This window comes from Crocosphaera sp. Alani8 (genome assembly GCF_038442745.1).
GTDB lineage: Bacteria > Cyanobacteriota > Cyanobacteriia > Cyanobacteriales > Microcystaceae > Crocosphaera.
This window is the reverse complement of record NZ_JARVCN010000349.1, coordinates 1-3227: the sequence shown is the minus strand read 5'-3', so window position 1 is coordinate 3227 and position 3227 is coordinate 1. Positions and strand designations below refer to the sequence as shown.

Genomic DNA, 3227 nt, shown 5'->3' with positions numbered 1-3227 from the left:
GTGTAGACAAAATATATGCCAGGTAGTTTAGGTAATTTAACTCGTTCAGTAATATGTAAACTGGGAATAGAACTTAAAAGCATACCAAGAATAACATCAGTTTTATTCTGTCTAGTCTGCTTAACTTGATCATCAATACTGTTAACTAGGTCTAGAGGGCATCGGATTGTAATAGCTGCTGTACGAGGTGTTTGAGGCATAATATAAGTGTCTAATAGTATAGCTTATATTGTATTATGGTTTGTCATATAAAATTATTGTATACATACAATGCAATAATTAATTATAATTACATCTATCTTGTCATACAGATTAAATATAAACAGTGCATACATAATTAAATAACAGTGTATGATAATTTATCATACTTGTTGCATAGATGCAAAAATTAGTTAAGCTTACTATGTGTGCATTAAAGAGAAAATCAGGGAATATATAATACTATATAGATTACACTACATATAATATTATTATACAGTGCCATACAAATTGTTAAACACTTATAATAGAAGGTAAGTTAGGGGGATACCCCCTAAAACCCCCATTGGGCAGATGGGAAAGGAATTATTATTAGTATTATTACGATGTTATTTAGTTAAGTAAACACTGTGATACAATATATATTACAATTGAATTAGTAATATGATATGAAAATAAAAAAATACTTACCTCTGATTCGAGCTTTAGAGCTTTCCTCTCGCAGACATTTCTCTTGCTGTGTCCTTGACCGACAAACTAAAATCGGGAAGAGGTTGTGAAGGGGATGGTCTTAGCTTTAATCTTTGCTACCCCATCATCTCGCCCCTTCGCATCCTCTGACCAAATCTAGGATGTTTGTCGAGTCAAGGAAGATACATGACAGCTAAGGGGGTATGGGGGATTCTCCCCCATACAAATAATATGAGCGATCAGCGAATTCGATTTAGGACAAAAAACCGAGCGATTAGCGAGACGATATTTCAAGCTGTATTAAAGAATGGAACCAAAAATTTTATGAGAAAAATCCATTAATTCTTCATTACTTAATACTTTAAGCATGACTGGATGGTTCAAATAATCTTTATATCGGTATAGTACAGGCATTTTACTGGCTTTACCATCATAGCTAGTTCCATCAAAAGAACTACCTTTTCCTACATTAACAACACTATTTATCCCAGCATCAGTAAACGCTAGGTTTAAAGATTTTGCAATTTTATTTCGATAATCTTGATTTATAAACCATTGATTATAGTTAATACTAATACGATACTTAAGATAATTTGTAATACCATAATATTCTCTCGCGTGTTCTAGCCATTTTTCAATAATATAATTAGTATTATTAAGTTCTTCTCCTCGATGTATTAAGCTTGCAAATAAATTAAAAGGATCTCTTAGTAGAAGTATATCAAATCTTTCTTTACTTTTACCAAGAAATTTATCCCGCTGATTCTCGAACCAGTCCCCCATAACTTGGCTTAGAGAGTAATGCTCATAAGTATGCATAATTAATGACTTAGTTCTATAATATCTTAGTCTTTCTCTATCTAGTTCTAGTACATTTCTACCATACTTATACTCATATTTAGGATTGTTTAAGTACCTCAAATAACGCTTATATTTTATTATATTTTTATGATACACTAGGGGATTGATTCCAGAAATAGTTGCCTTAGAAAAACTCTTGTAAGGGTTTTTATTTGAATAAAGTTTTACATCATTAAGATGAACAAAAGAAGAATTATTTTGCCTAATTATCCAATTTTGGATAGCGTGATTTCCACTACGTCGTAGTCCAAAAAAACTTATATCTTTGATGTTAACAAAATCTTTAAAATTCATATTAAAGTATCTATTACTAAATTTCTAAATTATGATTTTATTTTATGTTTTATGTAATACTGATATCTTGCACCAAGCTTAAAAAGTACACAAAACCGGAATTTTAAAGGCTGAAACCCTATTAAATTCGTTGCAATTTAGGTCAAAATCAGGTTTTCAATGTCAGGTGCAAGATGTGAGTAATATGACTTTTACACTACACCATTTTTGCCAATAATAGTTTTAGTGATGAAGTTGGTAATAAGTTTCAAACATCCCCTCATTTGTCTTTTAGAGGTATCATAAAGGAATGAAAAAACTAAAAATGATATCTTATTAAGAAGGGGTATAACGTGGCTTTAAGACCCCTTAAACGTGGGCTTTTGAAATTGATAGTTACGATCACAAACGTCGAAAAGATAACCTAGAGGGTGTGATCGCTGATTGAGTAAAGGTTTTGACAGATTTTTAGGGAACTTATTGAATCATAAGTAAAACTTATGATTCAATTTTCTTTTCTACCTTTCCTGACCATAAGTTCACTTAACTGGTAGCTTCTATTAATACTACTGCCTAATCTTTTAATAAATCCTGATTTTTCTAGTTCATCTAGAGATTTCACAACAGTGTTTTTACTAAGCTTGGTTTTACTCATTATTTCTTCTCTTGTCAGCTTAACTTGATTAGTTGAGTAGTCAAGTTCTGATACCAAGGCAAAAAACACCTTAAAGGAATTGCCTGAAACATCATTCAACATTTTTTCCAGACCATCAACATAAACCTTCATAAATTCATTTTCTCTAGCTTTACCAGGCACATAAACTTTCATTCCTGCACTTTGAACACGCTCAATTGCTTTCCTCAACTGTCTGCTCATTGCTTTGATGGTATCCCAATTTTAATATGTCACAAAAATTATGACATATTAGATCAAAAATTGATACGTATTAAATTTTGAGACAGATCCGGCTCAATTTTTAGGACAAAAGCTGATCGCTGAAACGCTGATTATATATTGCTTTCAGCGATTTCAAATTTAGTTTTCTTCTACCTCTTAGTAACGAAGGCGGAAATCCGCTCTATATCAGCGTTCCAGCGATTGAAACTGGTAAATTTAATCTTTTCTTAATGTTTTAAAAGCTGGCTTAAAAGTGCTTGGAGCCGTCGTTCGGGGAGGTTTGGAGGGACTGGTTGCTGACCCTCCAAATCGGGGTCTGGGGTGTCCCCAGAATATGGGACAAATAGTGCGATACTAGAGAGGCTAAAAGTTAGACAGGGATTGCTTTTGAGACAAGTTGCTGTACTGACAGGAACGGTTAAAAATTTAGGCACTTGGGAATCAAAGAAGGGTTTGATCTTTGGAAAGCTAGACCTAGCCTGCATTATTCATGAAAGAATTGAGAAAAAGCCTGAAAGCCTTATGC

General features: G+C 32.8%; 2 protein-coding genes and 1 pseudogene. All 3 read right to left on the bottom strand.

Annotated elements, in window-relative coordinates:
- Positions 1-200, bottom strand: a pseudogene (locus P9B04_RS18000) (GIY-YIG nuclease family protein); the annotation flags it as partial.
- 769 nt (positions 201-969) lie between these two features.
- Positions 970-1824: a hypothetical protein gene (locus tag P9B04_RS17995; RefSeq protein ID WP_342056356.1), complete on the bottom strand. Its 855-nt coding sequence runs from the start codon at positions 1822-1824 to the stop codon at positions 970-972.
- A gap of 484 nt (positions 1825-2308) precedes the next feature.
- Positions 2309-2680 (bottom strand): replication/maintenance protein RepL, encoded by a 372-nt coding sequence (locus P9B04_RS17990; protein ID WP_342056355.1) that lies wholly within the window; start codon positions 2678-2680, stop codon positions 2309-2311.
- Positions 2681-3227 lie beyond the last annotated feature (547 nt).

Bases quoted from the DNA above. Each gene is read 5' to 3' on its own strand.
- P9B04_RS17995 (WP_342056356.1), bottom strand. From the start codon at position 1,824: ATGAATTTTAAAGATTTTGTTAACATCAAAGATATAAGTTTTTTTGGA.
- P9B04_RS17990 (WP_342056355.1), bottom strand. From the start codon at position 2,680: ATGAGCAGACAGTTGAGGAAAGCAATTGAGCGTGTTCAAAGTGCAGGA.